Below are 15,361 nucleotides of genomic sequence, written 5' to 3' on the forward strand. Positions count from 1 at the left end.
GACATGAAGATCGCATTCATCGGCCTTGGCAACATGGGCGGCGGCATGGCCGCGAACCTCGTCAAGGCGGGCCATGAAGTCCACGCCTTCGACTTGTCCGAAGACGCGCTGGCCAAGGCGGCCGAACATGGCTGCGCGACCTATTCGGCGGTGCCCGATGCCGTCGCCGGAGTGGATGCGGTCGTCACGATGCTGCCCAACGGCGCGATCGTGAAGGGCGTCTATACCAAGGACGTGATCGGCAAGGCGCCTGAAGGCGCTCTGTTCCTCGACTGTTCGACGATCGATCTTGCCACCGCGCGCGAAGTTGCCGGACTTGCCGATGCAGCGGGCTACCAGATGGTCGATGCTCCGGTATCGGGCGGGATCGCGGCGGCCAACGGCGGTACGCTGACTTTCATGGTCGGCGGGAGCGATGCGGCTTTCGAGAAGGCCCGGACCGTGCTTGAGCCGATGGCCAAGGCGGTGATCCACGCCGGTGCGATCGGCAGCGGCCAGGTTGCCAAGATGTGCAACAACATGCTGCTGGCAATCCACATGATCGGCACTTGCGAAGCGCTGGCCCTGGCCGAGAAGGCCGGGCTCGATCCGCAGAAGTTCTACGAGATCAGCTCGAAGTCGACCGGCTACAACTGGTCGCTCAACGACTATACCCCGGCTCCCGGAGTGGGAGCGACCAGCCCGGCCGACAACGGCTATCAGGGCGGCTTTGCTTCGGCCCTCATGCTCAAGGACCTGCGCCTTGCCATGGAAGGCGCGCAGACCGCGGGGGCTTCCGTTCCCATGGGCGAGCACGCCAAGGCGATCTACGAGGCTTTCGTGGAAGCCGGAAACGGCGGCAAGGACTTCGGCGCCATCTTCACGACGCTTTGACCTGACTTATTTCGCCTGCCGCCGTTCGATCTCGAAACGCGGCAGGCGCATGCCCTTGGTGCGGCTGGTCAGGTGGAATTGCCGGCACAGTTCGCAGCGATAGGGGCGCAGCGGGAAGGGCGCCTTCTCGGCCACGCGCAGCGCTTCCTCCTCGCTGGCATAGCGCGCCTTGCGCCGGCAGATGCCCGGGCGGGTGCGCACCGCGCTCAGCCGAGCAGGCGGGGGCCGAGCAGCGAGAGGATCTTCACGTCGATCGCATAGCCGTCCTTGCGATAGGCGGCGATGGCCTTCTCGATGCCCGACACGGGCACGCGGTGGACGACGATGTCCTCGCTGTCGACGCCGCCGCCTTCGCCGACCTTGACCAGATCGTGCGCGCGAAACAGCGTGAAGCTCTCGCTCACCATGCCGGGCGAGGAGTAGAACTCGCCGACCTTTTCCATGCGGCCGGCATGATAGCCGGTTTCTTCTTCCAGTTCGCGCGCCGCGGCGATGGAGGGATCTTCGCCTTCGTGGTCGTCATGATCGCCGACAAGTCCGGCGGGAAGTTCGATGCAGCGGCGGCCCAGCGGAACGCGGTACTGGTCGACGAGAATGACGTGATCGTCCTCATCGACGGCCAGGATCACGGCCGCATGGATGCCACGCGCGCGGCCGACATATTCCCAGCGGCCGCGGCGCTTGGTGGTGATGAAGCGCCCCTCCCACATGATCTCTTCGGGGGCATCGGCATCTGCAGTCATACTTCGATCAACCTGTCGGGGATTTCGTTTACGTCGTCGTCTGCGCGGGGGAAGTGCGGAGCCACGATCGCGCCGACCTTCTCTACCGCCGCGCACATGCCGTCGGCGATGCGGCCTTCGCGGACATGGGCGAGCATCGCGCTCATCGCCTCGCCCCAGACTTCGGGATCGACCTTGGTGGCGATCGCTTCGTCGGCGACGATCTCGGCGCGGTGTTCGCGCATGGAGAGATAGAACAGTACGCCGGTACGACCCATTGTGCGGCGTTCCGCGCCGATCCGGAAAGCGCGGATCGCGCGTTCATGCACCCGCGCGGTCTTCACCGGCGGGGGGATCAGCCAGAACTTGAGCGGCTGCCAGAACTGGATGAACAGAACCGCGGCGAACTTGAGCGTCGCAATCCCGGCCGCCAGCGTGAATAGCGCGCGCGGGCTCCATTGGTGGCCCCAGTCGGCGATGAGCCGGTCATAGAGGCCGATGTAGAAATCGGGCGCGATTGCCAGTGCGCAAAGCGCGAGCAGGGCCGCGAGCGCGGCCCATGCCAGTGCGATGTCGGTATAGCCGTCGGAGCGGTCGGCCAGGATCGTCACGATCTCGCCGGCGCTCTGCAGTTCGGCCTGCGTCACGGCGGCGCTGATCCGGACGTGGTCCTGCTCGGAAAGGTAGGTGGGTGAGGGCATCTCTATCTCCGCTACCAGCTTCCGCTCGAACCGCCGCCGCCGAAGCTGCCGCCACCGCCGGAGAAACCTCCTCCGCCGCCGAAGCCGCCACCGCCGCCGCCCCAGTGATCGTCGTTTCCGCCGAAGCCGCCCGGCAACCAGATGAACGGCCCCATGCCGCTGCGCCGACGCCGTCCGAAGCCGCGTGCCTCGTTCGCCATCGGCATGACGATGACTGCCGTTACGACGATGATGAACACGATGACGCCGAGTGGAGGCCCGCCGCTACTTTCGCGCTGCTGATCGGCCTGTGCGGCAATTTTCTGGGCTTCCTCCGGCGGAAGGGTAAGCTGGTTGATGATCGCGTCGGTACCCGCCTCGATACCGCCGGCCATGTCGCCAGCCTTGAACTTGGGCACGATCACCTTGTTGATGATCAGGAAGCTCATGCCATCGGTCAACACCGGTTCGAGGCCGTAGCCCACTTCGATGCGCAGCTTGCGTTCGTTGGGGGCGATGATGAGCAGGGCGCCGTTGTCGTCGCCCTTCTGGCCGATTCCCCACTTGCGGCCAAGCTGGTAGCCATAGTCGGCAATGTCGTAACCCTGCAGACTGGGAAGGGTTGCGACGACGAGCTGGCGCTGCGACTGCTTTTCCAGCGCGGCCAGCTTCTGCGTGAGGCGTGCCTCCTCTGCAGGGGGAATCACGTCGGCATCGTCGACGACGCGGCCGGTCAGCTTGGGAAACTCCTGCGCCTGGCTCGCCTGTGGGACGAGCACGGCGCAGAGGGCCAGCATAAGGGCGAGGGCGAGTGTCGGGGCGGTGAACCGCAAGCGTGTCACCGGATTACATCTTGCCTTCGAGGCTCGGGGCGACTTCGGCGCCCGGGGTTGCCGCCTGATAAGGCACCAGCGGATCCGCACCGCGCAGCTTGGCGCCGATCATCGTCGGGAAGGTGCGGACCTCGGTGTTATAGTCCTGCACGGCCGCATTGTAGTCGCGCACGGAAATGCGGATGCGGTTTTCCTGCCCCTCCAGCTGGCTCTGCAGCATCTGGTAGTTGGTGATGGACTTGAGATCCGGATAGGCCTCGAAGCTGGCGAGCAGGCGGCCCAGGTTCGCGCCGAGGTTGGCCTGTGCCTGCTGGAACTGCTGCATCTTGGCCGGATCGTTGAGGTCGTCCGCAGTGACCTGGATCGAAGTCGCCTTGGCGCGCGCTTCGACGACACCGGTGAGGATCGCCTTCTCCTGCTCGGCTGCGCCCTTGGCAACGGCGGCGAGGTTCGGGACGAGGTTCGCGCGTTCCTGGAACGCGGCCTGCACGTCGGCCCACTTGGCCTTCGCAGCCTCCTGCTTGGTCGGGACAGAGTTGAAGCCGCAGGCGGCCAGGCTCATCGCGGCAATCGTCACGAGCGCATGGCGGCCGATGCGCGAGAGCTTCCCGACCGGGGTGTTCGAAGCTGACATGGTGTTCGCTACTCCTCAACGACCGCAAAGGGGGGCGGTCATCACCGGAGGGAATGTAGCGGTGCACAGTGGCGGTTCAAGGACTTGACCGGCGTAATGACCGGTTGCGATGACAGGATCCTGCGAAAACCGCACCCGGGAGGTCTGGATGTTTCAGGAATTCAAGAAATTCATCGCCAAGGGCAATGTTATGGACCTGGCGGTCGGCGTCATCATCGGCGCGGCCTTCGGGGCGATCGTGAAATCGCTCACCGACGAAGTGATCATGCCGCTTGTCGGCGCGATCTTCGGCGGCGCGGATTTCTCCAACCACTTCATCCTGCTGAGCACGCCCGACGGCTATGCGGGCGCGATGGACGACTATGCAGCCCTCAAGGAAGCCGGTGCGGCGATGATCGGCTATGGTGCCTTCGTTACTGCCGTGATCAACTTCCTGATCCTCGCCTTCATCATCTTCCTCATGGTGCGCTATGTGAACCGCCTTATGGAAGCTCTTGAAAAGAAAGAAGAAGAGGCGGCGCCTGCGCCTGCCGGTCCGAGCGAGATCGAACTGCTCACCGAAATTCGCGACGAATTGAAGAAGCGCGGCTGAATGCTGGGGAACTTCGCGTTTCCCGCAGCTTGCTCACTTCACATTCACGTTTGATCGCCTATATGGGGCAGTGCCGGCTTCGGTCGGCTATGACGATAAATTGCGGCGTGCAATAGGCACAGCGGACCCGGGGGCGGTACCCGGCGGCTCCACCACCAGCCTCGCCAAGGCGGCGTTGATGACGGGGCCGAACTAGGATCGACGTGTGTTGAAAAGCGGTGTTTTCGTCCGGGCTGAGTAACCCGTTCAAGGCTCAAAACTCATAAGTGCCAACGACAACGAAGCACTTGCTCTCGCCGCGTAATTCTAGGGCCTAACGGCCTGAAGTTACAAAGCTAGAACGCGGTTGGACCCACCGGTCAACAGAAGCGGATTCCAGGGGTTCGGGGTGTACCTGGCAACAGAAACACCCCACTTCATTCGGATTGGATCAGGAATTTGGCCGGTGCCGGTTTCGTCCCGGGTCGTCAGGCCGCCTCGAGCCGGTCTTCGGGCAGGGGAGCCGTCTGGACCGTCTGCGCCGCTCCGCCATCGCGCTCGGCCTTTTCGTATTTCAGGCAGTCGAGGATCTTGGCGCCGGCCATGAACACCGAACCGGTGCAGGCGAGGAACAGGAGCTTGCCGCCGAATCCGGGAAACCGGGTGAGGTAGACGCTGCCGCGCTCGATCGCTCCCAGCGCAAGCGCATAGATGATCATATACGCTTCCCAGCGGGTTTTGATCACGAAGAGGCGGGCGATTTTCCTGAACATTTCGATCCTCTTTTTCTCGTTTACCTCTTAGCAACCTTTGTGCCAGTCCCCGGTTTCCGGTCCATGTGATGGTTACCGAATTCTGAAGTGTAAGTGATTCCGACGCGATCCCCAAGGCTTGAGGCCGACGGTGACGCAGGGCCCACACGATAGTCCCTGTTGCCAATCTCCGGCCCATGCGTCATAGGGCAAGGCATCCTTCCCCAGGACAGTCTTGGTAATCTACAATGATCGCACGGCGCGTTGGTTTCGTGCGTGCGGCCAGGAAGTGTGAGGAAAGATGACGCAAAGGGTTGAACGTTCGGGCCTCCAGGTCGACGCCGGATTGGCGGCTTTCGTCGAGGAGAAGGTCCTCGCACCCATCGGGCAGGATAGGGATTCGTTCTGGAGCGGCTTTGCCCAGCTCCTGTCACGCTTCGCGTCCCGCAACAGGGAGCTGCTCGAAAAACGCGACCACCTCCAGGCGCAGATCGACGCCTGGCACATGTCGCGTGGCGGCAAGCCGATCGAGCAGGGCGAGTATCAGGCGTTCCTGAAGGAAATCGGCTATCTCGTTCCCGAGCCGGAAGGCTTTTCAATAGGAACGCAGAACGTCGATCCCGAGATCGCCACGATGGCCGGGCCGCAGCTCGTCGTGCCCGTACTCAACGCGCGCTTCCTGCTCAACGCCGCCAATGCGCGCTGGGGCAGCCTCTATGACGCATTCTACGGGACCGATGCGCTCGACGCCGCGCCCGCGCAGGGCAAGGGCTACGATCCGGTTCGCGGCGCCGCCGTCATCGCCGAAGGACGCAGGTTCCTCGACATGGCATTGCCGCTGGCTTCGGGAAGCTGGTCCGACGTCGAGAACCTGGACGTCACCCTGGCCGATCCCGACCGGTACGTCGGCGAAACGCTCAAGGGCCGCCTGTTCAGGTCGAACGGCCTGCATATCGAGGTCGTCGTCGATCCCTCGAGCCAGGTCGGCGCGACCGACAAGGCCGGTATTTCAGACATCGTCCTCGAAGCGGCGCTGACGACCATCGTCGACCTCGAGGATTCGGTCGCGGCCGTCGATGCCGAGGACAAGGTCCTCGCCTATTCGAACTGGCTGGGCGTGATCCGCGGCGACCTGACCGACACTTTCGAAAAGGGCGGCCAAACCCTGACGCGCGAGCTGGCGGCCAACAAGGTCGTCACCGTTCCGACCGGCGAGGCGCAGGAACTGCCGGGTCGCAGCCTGTTGTTCGTGCGTAATGTCGGCCATCTCATGACCAATCCGGCGATCCTCCTGTCCGATGGCAGCGAGATCCCCGAGGGCATCATGGACGCGGTGATCACCAGCGCGATCTCGGCGCAGGACGTCAAGGGCATGACCCGCTACGGCAACAGCCGCAAGGGCAGCATCTATATCGTCAAGCCGAAGATGCACGGCCCTGAAGAGTGCAACTTTACCAATGACTTGTTCGATGCAGTTGAGGATTTTCTGCAGCTGCCGCGCAACACGGTCAAAGTCGGCGTCATGGACGAGGAGCGCCGCACTTCGGCCAACCTCGCCGCCTGCATCCATGCGGTGAAGGACCGTATCGTCTTCATCAACACCGGCTTCCTCGACCGTACCGGTGATGAGATCCACACCTCGATGCGGGCCGGTCCGATGATCCGCAAGAGCGCCATCAAGGGCTCGACCTGGATCGCCGCCTACGAGAAGCGCAATGTCGCCATCGGTCTCAGGCACGGCCTTTCGGGCATCGCCCAGATCGGCAAGGGCATGTGGGCTGCGCCCGACATGATGCGCGACATGATGGAGCAGAAGGTCGGCCACCCCAGGACCGGCGCCAACACTGCCTGGGTTCCGTCGCCCACGGCCGCGACGCTCCACGCCATGCATTACCACGAGGTCGACGTGTTCGGCCTGCGCGAAGGCATGGCCGGCGAGGAGATCCCGGACCTCGACCAGCTGTTGCAGGTTCCGCTGGCCGACGGCGCCAACTGGTCCGAGGACGAAGTGCGCGAGGAACTGGAGAACAATGCGCAGGGCCTGCTCGGCTACGTCGTGCGTTGGATCGACCAGGGCGTCGGCTGCTCCAAGGTTCCGGATATCAACGACGTCGGCCTGATGGAAGACCGGGCGACCTTGCGCATTTCCAGCCAGCACATGGCCAACTGGCTGTTGCACGGCGTGTGCACCGAAGCGCAGGTCATGGACGCGATGAAGCGGATGGCCGAGAAGGTCGATGCCCAGAATGCCGGCGATCCGCTCTATGAGCCGATGGCAGGCAACTGGAACACCAGCCTTGCCTTCAAGGCCGCCTGTGACCTTGTCTTCAAGGGTGTCGAGCAGCCCAACGGCTATACCGAGCCGCTGCTGCACGCCTGGCGCCTGAAGAAGAAGTCAGCGCTGGTGACTGCCTAGGTTGCCTTAGTAAAATCCTAAACGAATCCCCCCATCCTGCATGATGGTGCAAGATGGGGGGAGGATCATGTTCTTCCGCAAAGAACGAATGGAACGGCGCGAGCCCGCGGCATTGATGGTGCGCGTCCGCGTCAACGACCGCGATTGCGATGCGATGGTCGGCAATGCGTCGTCGCGCGGGCTCATGGCAATGATGGTCGATCCGCCAGCCAAGGGGGGCCGGGTCAAGGTCGAGATCGGCGAGCATTCGCTGCCCGGCCGTGTACGCTGGTCGCATGGCGATCGCTGCGGTATCGCTCTCAAGGACGAGATCAGGGTGCCGGACTTCGTGAAAGGTATAGCGGTGCCCGTATCGCGCATGACGGAGCGGGAAGTCAGGGGCATTTCTGCAGGTTCGGGCTGGAGGTCGTTCGTCAGGTCGCGCGCAGTGCAACTGGTTGTGCTTGCCGCGCTGCTGGGCGGCAGCACTCTCGTGATCGCGCGGATGGGAAGCGGTGAGGCGTTGGAAGAGACCACCGACCTGGCGCTATCCACGCACGACTGGGACTAGGCGCGTGCCGCCAGCAACCGGCGCCTGGCGAGCTAAGGCGTCAGTTCGCGCGCAATGGCCACGAACTCGGCCACGCTGAGCGTCTCTGCACGGCGCTGCGGATCGATCCCCAGCTTGTCGAGCGCCGCCAGCGCATCGGGCACGCCCTTGAGGCTCTGACGCAGCATCTTGCGGCGCTGGCCGAAGGCGGCTTCGGTCACGCGTTCCAGCACCCGCATCGAAACGCCTTCGGGAGCCGTGCCCGGCGTCACGTGGACGATGGCCGACATGACCTTGGGTGGCGGAGTGAAGGCGCTGCGATGCACCTTCATCGACAGCTTCGCCCTGGAACGCCACTGCGCCAGTACGGCGAGGCGGCCGTAGGCGGAAGTGTTCGCTTCGGCGACGATGCGGCGGGCGACTTCTTCCTGGAACATCAGGGTCAGGGACTGCCACTGCGGTGGCCACGCTTCGCTGGAGAGCCAGCCGGTGAACAGCGCGGTGCCGACGTTGTAGGGCAGGTTTGCGACGATGTGATAGGGGCCATCGAACAGGCTGGCCGGGGCGATCTTCATCGCGTCGCCTTCGATCACCTTGAGCTTGCCCGGAAACGCCTGCTCGACTTCGGCCAGTGCCGGAAGGCAGCGACGGTCCATTTCGATCGCGGTGACTTGCGCGCCGGCCCGCAGCAGGGCGCGGGTCAGGCCGCCCGGTCCGGGCCCGACTTCAAGGACATTGTGCCCTTCCAGAGATCCGGGAATGGCGGCGATGCGGTCGAGCAACTGCTCGTCGAACAGGAAATTCTGGCCCAGTGCCTTGGAGGCGGAGAGGCCGTGCCTGGCGATGACTTCGCGCAAGGGGGGCAGGGTGGTCATGCCGCCCGCCTGGCTGCGCATTCGCCGGCCATGCGGATGGCCGCGATCATCGCGCCCGGGCTGGCCGTGTTCTTCCCGGCAATGGCGAAGGCCGTCCCGTGATCGGGCGAAGTGCGGATGATCGGCAGGCCCAGCGTGACGTTGACGCCCTGATCGAAGTCGAGTGTCTTGATCGGGATCAGCGCCTGATCGTGGTACATGCACAGGGCGACGTCATAACCGTTGCGTTCGTGGGCGGCGAAGAGGGCGTCTGCGGGGTGGGGACCGGTTACGGCGAGCCCCTCTGCCCTTAGTGCCTCGATGGCGGGACGGATGATCCGCTGTTCTTCATCGCCCATGCGCCCGTCTTCCCCGGCGTGGGGGTTGAGCCCGGTGATCGCCAGGCGCGGATGGGCGAGACCGAAATCGCGGGCCAGCGAACGGGCGACGATCCGCGAGCGTTGGACGATGAGGTCATGCGTCAGCAGGCGAGGCACCTGCGAAAGGGCGGTATGGACCGTGAGCGGCACCGTGCGCAGCGATGGACCGGCAAGCATCATCACCGCGTCCTCATGCGGCAGGCCGCAGGCATCGGCGAGAAATTCGGTCTGCCCGGGCTGGGTGAAGCCGACTACGGCCAGCTTCGATTTGGCAATCGGCCCGGTCACGACGCCGCCGGCCTCGCCCGAACTGGCGAGTGCGGCCGCTGTCGCCAGCGAATGGAGTGCGAGCGCTGCGCCTGCGATGTCAGGCGATCCGAAAGTCGGATTGCAGTCCTCATCGCCCAGAACCGGCAGGCCGACGGCGAAAGCCGCATGGGCCTGTGACGGTTCGGTGATGCGGGACACGGGCAGGTCGAGCCCGCGCGTGCGTGCGGCGGCCGTCAAAACGTCGGCACCGCCCACGACGAAGAACGGGGCGAGGCCCGCCGTTTCGCGTTTGGTCCATGCTTCGGCGATCAGCTCCGGACCGATGCCGGCAGGGTCGCCCAGCGATATCGCGAGCGGGGCCGCAAGGGCCATGTCAGCCGCTCCTTCGCAGGTCAGTTGTACTCGATGATTGCGTCACGCCGAAGGTCGCGCAGGTACATCTGGGCGCGCTTGTTGATGCGCTCGTCTTCCATCTGCGACATGAGCTGGTCAAAGCTGGGACCGCTGTCGACCTGCGGGTCGTCACGACCGCAGAGCATGAGGATGCGCACGCCGTCTTCGACCGAGCCGAACGGTGGAAGCGTCTCGCCGGGCGATAGCTGGAGAATGGCGTTCTGGATCGGACCGGGCAGGTCGCGGGCACGCACCTGGTCGTTGGCGACGACCTGGGCGCCGATCCCGGCTGCGACCTTCTCCACGTCACCGCAGCCCTTGGCCGCGCTGATTGCCTTGGCGAAGGCCTCGGCCTTCGCACCGGCCTGCGCTTCGCTGATGCCCTTGGGGAAGTCCATCGAGATCTGCTTGAGTGCGAGAACCGCATCGCGCGGGTCCGCGGTCAGCACCTGGCGCTTGTCGATCAGGTAGATGATCGAGAAACCGCCGGGAACCTCGATCGGGCCCACGAGCTGGCCGGTCTGCATTTCACGCGCAGCTGCGGCGAGCTCGCCGGGGAGCTGGGCAAGGCGAATCCAGCCCAGGTCGCCGCCGACCGCTGCGGTCGATGCCTGCGAGTACTGGCGGGCATATGCGACGAAGCTGCCGCCTTCACGCAGCTGCTGCACGATCTGCATCGCGTTCTGGCCGACCTGGTCCCGCGATTCGGGCGTCGCGGCGAGGTAGATTTCGCCGAGGCGGTACTCTTCGGTGCCCTTCGAGGCCTTCAGGCGATCGAGCACTTCGTTCACTTCATCTTCGGAGATGTTGATGAACGGCGCGACGTTGCGCTGGAGCAGGCGCTGCCAGGACAGCTCGCCGCGGATCTGGCGCTTGAGCGAATCCGGCGAAGAGCCGATCCGCTTGAGGTAGGCGTCCATCGCGTCGGTATTCTGGTTGAAGTTCTGCGCGGCGACGCGCGCGTAGGACTGGTCGATCTCGGCCTGCGCGATGTCGATGTCCGAAGCCTTGGCTTCCTGGATCTGCAGGGTTTCGTCGATCAGGTTGCGCAGGACCTGCAAGCGCAGGCGCTTCTTTTCTTCGTCGCTCACCTTGCCCTGATTGGCGGCGAGCACGAGCGCGAGGCGCTGGTCGACGTCGGTTCCGGTGATGACCGAGCCGTTCACCACTGCGGTTGCGCGGCGCATGTTGGGATTGTCGTTGCCGAACATCTTCACGTCATCGGGAATGACGATCTGGCCTTGCGGTGCCGACTGCGCATTGGCAGCAGAGGCGGCGAGACTTCCCGAGATGACGATGGCAGCGCCAATCGAATGGAGCGCCTGCTTGATGAACTTGCTGCGATTGATTGCTTGCACCGTAATCTCAATCCCGTTTTCGACCGGACCTAACCGGATGTGTTCCGGGGGCAGGGACAGGTGTCGCACGTGCCCGCCGCACCAGAATTTGCTCCTGCCGTGCTGCGGCTTAACCGAATATGAGCCAACCCGATAGCGGCTTTGATCGGGCCTGCCAACGCCTCTACACCCGCAATTCAGAGGAATTCCCCGTAGTTCCGTTCAGGGACGTCTTCCGGGACGGGAAAGGGCAGGCCAGCTTCATCGCAATCCGATGTTCTTGAGGCTGAAGCGAAGCTGGAAGGAGTTGCCTTTCCGGGCATCGCCGGTGGCCTCGTAGTCGCGGCGCCAGGTGAAGGCGATCTGCATGCAGTCGTCCTCGTATGCGGCGCCAAGTCGCGTGCGCAGGGGCTGGAAGCCGTTCGAGCCGTAGATCGGGTCTTCCGAGCGATCGGTCAGGTTGACGACCGCGGAGCCGAACACGGACCAGTAGTTGGCAAAGGCGATGCGCCCCGCTGCGCGCACTTCCTCGCGATCCTGAAGGTCTTCGATCTGGCTGGAAATGTCGCGGTTGAGCTTGGTGTAGCCCAGCTCGAGATAGGTCGCGTTGTTGCCGACCACGGCGTCGAACTCGTTGCGGCGAACCGCGAGGCTGTCCTTGTCGACGCGGAAGCGGTGGATCACCTTGAGGAAGTTGCGATAGCGCACTTCGGTGCGGCCGACGATGTCCGAGGTCTTGTTGGTAAGGCCCGTGCCATCGGGCAGCAGGGTCGGCTTGTTGCTCAGGCGGATCGACTGGCCGACGGTCGAACTGATCCGCCAGCGCGGCATTTCGAACTGCCAGTCGAGACCATAGGTGAAGCGCACGCTGTCCTCGATCCGGTCGTAGCCGGGGAAACGGTTGAGCGAGAACAGGTTGCTGTCCTCAAGCTCGATCGCGCGCGCATCTTCATTCGGGATCGAGAGGTTCCTGACCTTCGGCGTGGCGACGAGCTGGACGCGCGGGGTCAGCACCTGCGTTCCGCCGAAGACCTTGCCGACCAGCGGCCATTTCACGTCGAGGGCGGCGGTCGCGATGCCGCGTGTCTGCCAGCCCGGCTCACCGCGGTAGATCACGGTGCTCGTCTTGTCGTTCTCGTCCGAGTGGTAGACATCGCCGCGCGCAAGACCCGTCAGCGTGACTTCCTGACCCATCGAGGTCAGCTTGCGCAGCGACCATTGGGCACTGGCGAAGGCGCGCTGGGTGTCCTGGCCGTTGCTGCGGCTGATGCCGAGGGTATTGATCTGGGTCTCGAACTTGCCGCCCAGGACGGGATCGTCGAAGCGTCGCCGATAATCGAGTACCGGGAAGGCTACCGGGATCTGCCCCTGGTCGCGGCTCGACTGCATGGTCTGCGTCGCATAGCCGGCGAAGGAGAGATAGCTGTCCTGGTCGATCCGTTCGACATTGACGATGGAGCGCAGGCGGTCGTCGCGGCTGATGTCGTAGCGGCGCAGGAAAGTGCGGTCGCTGGCGCGCCGGATGGATGCCGTCACGCTCCAGTTATCGTCGATCTGGAACTTGCCGTTGGCGAAGATGTAGCCGCGAAAGGCGCTTTCGCTTTCAGTGCCCACGGTCGTGCCGATGATCGGGATGCGGTTGCTCGACGTGGCATAGCCGGTGATCTGGTAAGCACCGCTTTCGGTGAGCGCGCGGTATTGGATCGAGGCCATCGGTGCGGCCTTGGTATAGGCATAGGCCGTCGCCGTGAGGTCTCGGTTCTCAGAGATCTTCCAGTAGTACGATTCGCTGATCTCGACGCCGTTCGAGGGCGAGAGGCGGAAATCCGGGACGAGGAATCCGGACACGGCCTGCCCGTTGGTGCTGACGGTCAGGCCCAGGAGGGGCAGCTGGACCGCGCCGAACAGTTCGAGCCGCGCATCGTTGAAGCGGATGCGCTGGCGATCCTCGGAGTAGATCACCTGCTTGGCGACGATGCGCCAGCTGGGCTTCCTGGGGCATCCATGGCTGTCGACGACGTCGCAGCCGGTATAGGCGGCCTTGTTGAGGATCACGTCGCCATTGGGCAGCCGTTCGCCATCGGCGGCGGCGAGCCGGCCGCCTTCGCGCATGGCGAGCAGCAGGTTCTGCATGGCGCCGGTCTTGAGCTCGTCGGTCAGCTCGATGCGGTCGGTATAGAGTTGGTTGCCGTTCTCATCCACGAGGCGGACATTGCCGCTCGCGACGATCTGGCCGGATTGGCGGTTCCATGTGACGCTATCGGCACGGACCGACTGCTGTTCGCGCCGCAGCACGACATTACCGCTGGCGGTCACCGAATCCGCGTTCTGGTCATACTCGACAGTGTCCGCCTCGAAGGCGATCGGAATCTTTTCTTCGGTGCCGGCCGGTGCCGCGGTATCGGCTGAAGAGACCGCATCCTGTGCATAAGCGCCTGGGGCGAGCGTGAACGTGGCGATTCCTGCGGCGAGGATGCCCAGCGAAACGGGACGCAAGCGGCGATGACTGGCTTGCTGCGGTATCTGCGCGGCGGGGAGCATCACTTGCCTATCGCATCGCCGGTGCCTAACTGCAATCCAGTGATGCGGTGAACCGCACAAGTTGTGAAATCAACGGCGCCATCGCATGAAAAAAATTCAGGAGAATCCATGAATATCCAGTTCCTCGATGCGGCTACCCCCAGCGCTGAACGCCTCGTGGCCCGCCTCGTTAACCAGGATGCGATGCCCGCCGATCTCGAACCGGTGCTGGCAGAGGGTGCCAAGCAGTCGCGTTTCACCGGCAAGGCCGGGCAGGTCTTCGAAGGTTTCGTCGAGCGTGACGGCAAAGTCGTGCGCATGGTCCTCGCGGGAATCGGTGCCGCTTCGGCGAAAGATCGCCGCGCTGCCATTGAAAAGGCGGGTGCGGCTGTCGTTGCGAAGTACCTGACCTCCGGCGAGACTGCACTGGCGCTCGACGTTACCGGTGCCGGGCTCTCTGCCGAAGAAACCAGCGGCGCGCTGCTCGGCGCCGTGCTGCGTTCCTGGCGCCACGACGTCTATCGCACCAAGCTGTCCGACGAAGCGAAGCCCACGCTGGCTTCGATCTCGGTGATCGGCGCTCCGGACGGCACCGCGGCCACCTGGGACGTCGAGACTGCGGTGGCAGATGGCGTTGCCTTCACCCGCGAACTGGTGACAGAGCCTGCCAACACGATCTATCCGGAAAGTTTCGTTGCCCGCTGCGAAAAGCGCATGGCCGGCACCGGGATCAAGATCCGCGTGCTCGACGACAAGGAAATGGCCGAGTTGGGCATGGGCTCGCTGCTCGGCGTGGCGCAGGGCTCGGTTCGCCCGGCGCGCCTGCTGGTGATGGAATGGATGGGCGGCGCCAAGGGTGACAAGCCCGTTGCCTTCGTCGGCAAGGGCGTGACGTTCGATACCGGCGGCATCAGCATCAAGCCTGCAGCGGGCATGGAAGACATGAAGTGGGACATGGGCGGCGCCGGTGCGGTGGCCGGAACCATGCTTGCCCTCGCGCTGCGCAAGGCCAAGGCCAATGTCGTGGGCATCTGCGGCCTGGTCGAAAACATGCCCGATGGCAATGCCCAGCGCCCCGGCGACGTGGTCACCTCGCTTTCGGGCCAGACCATCGAGGTCATCAACACCGACGCTGAAGGCCGCCTCGTCCTGTGCGACGCGCTGACCTGGGTGCAGCGGGAATACAGCCCCGCCAAGATCGTCGATCTTGCCACGCTGACCGGTGCGATCATTCTCTCGCTGGCGCACGAATATGCGGGCCTGTTTTCGAACAATGACGAACTCGCTGCCGAGCTGACCGCGGCCGGCGATGCCTCGGGCGATCGCCTGTGGCGCATGCCGATGGGCGCGAACTACGACAAGATGCTCGACAGCCAGATCGCCGACATGAAGAACGTCGGCCCGCGCTTCGGCGGCTCGATCACTGCGGCACAGTTCCTCAAGCGCTTCATCGAGAACGATACCCCGTGGGCGCACCTCGACATCGCCGGCACCGTGTGGACCGACAAGCCCGGCGCGACGTGGGACAAGGGCGCGACCGGCTATGGCGTGCGCCTGCTCGACCGCTTCGTTCGCGACACGCTCGAAGCCTGACCGG

Annotated in this window: 15 protein-coding genes and 1 other RNA gene; 6 read left to right on the forward strand and 10 right to left on the reverse strand. The window is 64.3% G+C overall.

Translation table 11 applies throughout. The annotated features are described in order from the left end of the window. Positions 1–3: 3 nt before the first annotated feature. The gene (gene mmsB, locus B5483_RS02360; protein ID WP_079729360.1) at positions 4–873 is read left to right on the forward strand and encodes a 3-hydroxyisobutyrate dehydrogenase; all 870 of its coding nucleotides are present in this window, start codon (positions 4–6) and stop codon (positions 871–873) included. 6 nt (positions 874–879) lie between these two features. Here mmsB and B5483_RS02365 read toward each other — a convergent pair whose 3' ends face one another. The 5 genes from B5483_RS02365 to B5483_RS02385 are packed head-to-tail and all read right to left on the reverse strand — an operon-like array spanning position 880 to position 3,742. Continuing rightward, complete coding sequence (locus B5483_RS02365; protein ID WP_054945311.1) at positions 880–1,074, reverse strand: hypothetical protein; 195 nt, start codon at positions 1,072–1,074, stop codon at positions 880–882. A 5-nt stretch (positions 1,075–1,079) separates the two neighbouring features. Continuing rightward, positions 1,080–1,616, reverse strand: a complete 537-nt coding sequence (locus B5483_RS02370) for an NUDIX hydrolase (RefSeq protein WP_079729361.1) — start codon at positions 1,614–1,616, stop codon at positions 1,080–1,082. Further along, the gene (locus B5483_RS02375; RefSeq protein WP_079729362.1) at positions 1,613–2,296 is read right to left on the reverse strand and encodes a TPM domain-containing protein; all 684 of its coding nucleotides are present in this window, start codon (positions 2,294–2,296) and stop codon (positions 1,613–1,615) included. The genes B5483_RS02370 and B5483_RS02375 overlap by 4 nt, the downstream gene beginning before the upstream one ends. Before the next feature lie 11 nt (positions 2,297–2,307). Next, on the reverse strand, positions 2,308–3,072 hold the full coding sequence (locus B5483_RS02380) for a TPM domain-containing protein (protein ID WP_054945314.1): 765 nt from the start codon (positions 3,070–3,072) through the stop codon (positions 2,308–2,310). A 49-nt stretch (positions 3,073–3,121) separates the two neighbouring features. After that, the gene (locus tag B5483_RS02385; RefSeq protein WP_079729363.1) at positions 3,122–3,742 is read right to left on the reverse strand and encodes a LemA family protein; all 621 of its coding nucleotides are present in this window, start codon (positions 3,740–3,742) and stop codon (positions 3,122–3,124) included. A 148-nt stretch (positions 3,743–3,890) separates the two neighbouring features. On the opposite strand from B5483_RS02385, the gene mscL reads away from it, so the two are divergent. Continuing rightward, on the forward strand, positions 3,891–4,334 hold the full coding sequence (gene mscL, locus B5483_RS02390) for a large conductance mechanosensitive channel protein MscL (protein ID WP_054945323.1): 444 nt from the start codon (positions 3,891–3,893) through the stop codon (positions 4,332–4,334). 33 nt (positions 4,335–4,367) lie between these two features. After that, positions 4,368–4,711: a transfer-messenger RNA gene (gene ssrA / locus B5483_RS02395) on the forward strand. Between the two features lie 90 nt (positions 4,712–4,801). Here the strand turns inward: ssrA and B5483_RS02400 are convergent. Further along, positions 4,802–5,086: a hypothetical protein gene (locus B5483_RS02400; RefSeq protein WP_079729364.1), complete on the reverse strand. Its 285-nt coding sequence runs from the start codon at positions 5,084–5,086 to the stop codon at positions 4,802–4,804. Positions 5,087–5,366: 280 nt separating this feature from the next. On the opposite strand from B5483_RS02400, the gene B5483_RS02405 reads away from it, so the two are divergent. Beyond that, positions 5,367–7,481 carry a malate synthase G gene (locus B5483_RS02405; RefSeq protein ID WP_079729365.1) on the forward strand — a complete coding sequence of 705 codons (2,115 nt, stop codon included), beginning with the start codon at positions 5,367–5,369 and terminating at the stop codon, positions 7,479–7,481. Between the two features lie 67 nt (positions 7,482–7,548). Next, positions 7,549–8,031 carry a PilZ domain-containing protein gene (locus B5483_RS02410; protein WP_245828795.1) on the forward strand — a complete coding sequence of 161 codons (483 nt, stop codon included), beginning with the start codon at positions 7,549–7,551 and terminating at the stop codon, positions 8,029–8,031. A 32-nt stretch (positions 8,032–8,063) separates the two neighbouring features. Here the strand turns inward: B5483_RS02410 and rsmA are convergent, their stop codons facing one another. From rsmA to B5483_RS02430, 4 genes are all read right to left on the reverse strand, one after another. Further along, a complete protein-coding gene (gene rsmA / locus B5483_RS02415; RefSeq protein ID WP_079729845.1) occupies positions 8,064–8,885 on the reverse strand; it encodes a 16S rRNA (adenine(1518)-N(6)/adenine(1519)-N(6))-dimethyltransferase RsmA in 822 nt (273 codons plus the stop codon). Continuing rightward, entirely contained in the window at positions 8,882–9,886 is a 1,005-nt protein-coding gene (pdxA, locus tag B5483_RS02420) for a 4-hydroxythreonine-4-phosphate dehydrogenase PdxA (RefSeq protein ID WP_079729366.1), read from the reverse strand. Before pdxA ends, rsmA begins: the two co-directional genes overlap by 4 nt. 20 nt (positions 9,887–9,906) lie before the next feature. Continuing rightward, positions 9,907–11,265 carry a peptidylprolyl isomerase gene (locus B5483_RS02425; RefSeq protein ID WP_054945319.1) on the reverse strand — a complete coding sequence of 453 codons (1,359 nt, stop codon included), beginning with the start codon at positions 11,263–11,265 and terminating at the stop codon, positions 9,907–9,909. 240 nt (positions 11,266–11,505) lie between these two features. After that, positions 11,506–13,785, reverse strand: a complete 2,280-nt coding sequence (locus B5483_RS02430) for an LPS-assembly protein LptD (RefSeq protein ID WP_079729367.1) — start codon at positions 13,783–13,785, stop codon at positions 11,506–11,508. A gap of 108 nt (positions 13,786–13,893) precedes the next feature. Here B5483_RS02430 and B5483_RS02435 point away from each other — a divergent pair, with 108 nt between their 5' ends. Next, positions 13,894–15,357, forward strand: a complete 1,464-nt coding sequence (locus B5483_RS02435; protein WP_079729368.1) for a leucyl aminopeptidase — start codon at positions 13,894–13,896, stop codon at positions 15,355–15,357. Positions 15,358–15,361 lie beyond the last annotated feature (4 nt).

The sequence above is a fragment of the Novosphingobium mathurense genome, from assembly GCF_900168325.1.
Lineage (GTDB): Bacteria > Pseudomonadota > Alphaproteobacteria > Sphingomonadales > Sphingomonadaceae > Novosphingobium > Novosphingobium mathurense.

Excerpts from the sequence above, each read along its gene's own strand:
- B5483_RS02410 (WP_245828795.1), top strand. The coding sequence starts at position 7,549 with ATGTTCTTCCGCAAAGAACGAATGGAACGGCGCGAGCCCGCGGCATTG.
- B5483_RS02430 (WP_079729367.1), bottom strand. The coding sequence starts at position 13,785 with ATGCTCCCCGCCGCGCAGATACCGCAGCAAGCCAGTCATCGCCGCTTG.
- pdxA (WP_079729366.1), bottom strand. The coding sequence starts at position 9,886 with ATGGCCCTTGCGGCCCCGCTCGCGATATCGCTGGGCGACCCTGCCGGC.
- B5483_RS02385 (WP_079729363.1), bottom strand. The coding sequence starts at position 3,742 with ATGTCAGCTTCGAACACCCCGGTCGGGAAGCTCTCGCGCATCGGCCGC.
- B5483_RS02375 (WP_079729362.1), bottom strand. The coding sequence starts at position 2,296 with ATGCCCTCACCCACCTACCTTTCCGAGCAGGACCACGTCCGGATCAGC.
- B5483_RS02435 (WP_079729368.1), top strand. The coding sequence starts at position 13,894 with ATGAATATCCAGTTCCTCGATGCGGCTACCCCCAGCGCTGAACGCCTC.
- B5483_RS02370 (WP_079729361.1), bottom strand. The coding sequence starts at position 1,616 with ATGACTGCAGATGCCGATGCCCCCGAAGAGATCATGTGGGAGGGGCGC.
- mscL (WP_054945323.1), top strand. The coding sequence starts at position 3,891 with ATGTTTCAGGAATTCAAGAAATTCATCGCCAAGGGCAATGTTATGGAC.
- B5483_RS02380 (WP_054945314.1), bottom strand. The coding sequence starts at position 3,072 with ATGCTGGCCCTCTGCGCCGTGCTCGTCCCACAGGCGAGCCAGGCGCAG.
- rsmA (WP_079729845.1), bottom strand. The coding sequence starts at position 8,885 with ATGACCACCCTGCCCCCCTTGCGCGAAGTCATCGCCAGGCACGGCCTC.
- mmsB (WP_079729360.1), top strand. The coding sequence starts at position 4 with ATGAAGATCGCATTCATCGGCCTTGGCAACATGGGCGGCGGCATGGCC.
- B5483_RS02400 (WP_079729364.1), bottom strand. The coding sequence starts at position 5,086 with ATGTTCAGGAAAATCGCCCGCCTCTTCGTGATCAAAACCCGCTGGGAA.
- B5483_RS02405 (WP_079729365.1), top strand. The coding sequence starts at position 5,367 with ATGACGCAAAGGGTTGAACGTTCGGGCCTCCAGGTCGACGCCGGATTG.